This window comes from Pseudomonas sp. K5002, from assembly GCF_013386655.1.
GTDB lineage: Bacteria > Pseudomonadota > Gammaproteobacteria > Pseudomonadales > Pseudomonadaceae > Aquipseudomonas.
This window is the reverse complement of sequence record NZ_JACARK010001765.1, coordinates 1-498: the sequence shown is the minus strand read 5'-3', so window position 1 is coordinate 498 and position 498 is coordinate 1. Positions and strand designations below refer to the sequence as shown.

1 protein-coding gene is annotated in these 498 nt (G+C 66.7%); it reads left to right on the top strand.

Features of this window, described 5'->3' with window-relative positions; translation table 11 throughout:
- Positions 1–498, top strand: a 498-nt coding sequence (locus tag HX846_RS39160) for an aminotransferase class I/II-fold pyridoxal phosphate-dependent enzyme (protein ID WP_178967693.1), incomplete at both ends; no start/stop codon positions are given.

The window sequence follows — 498 nt, the reverse complement described above, 5'->3', positions numbered from 1 at the left end:
GCCCGCTGGGGGTCGCCCTCGGTACCGCGCGGCGCCATCGCTTGCTCGATTGGGCACAGGCCCACGGCGGCTGGGTGGTGGAAGACGACTACGACAGCGAGTTCCGCTACAAGGGCCAACCCCTGGCCGCGCTCAAGAGCCAGGACACGGCCGACCGGGTGATCTACTCCGGCAGTTTCAGCAAGATGCTCTTCCCGGGGCTGCGCCTGGGTTATCTGGTGGTGCCTCGGGCGCTGCTCCCGGCCTTTGAGGCCAGCGCCGGCGTGCTGCAAAACCGCAGCGCCGAATTGCTGCAAGCCACCACGGCGGACTTTCTCGACCAGGGCCATTTCACCCGTCACCTGAAAAAAATGCGCCAGCTCTACACCGTGCGGCGCGGCTTTCTGGTGGAGGCACTGGCCAGTCATTGCGGGGCGCTTTTGCAGGTGGATGAACAGTCCGGCGGGATCAACCTGCTGGCGCGGCTGCGGGTGGACGTCTGCGATCAGGCCGTCGCTG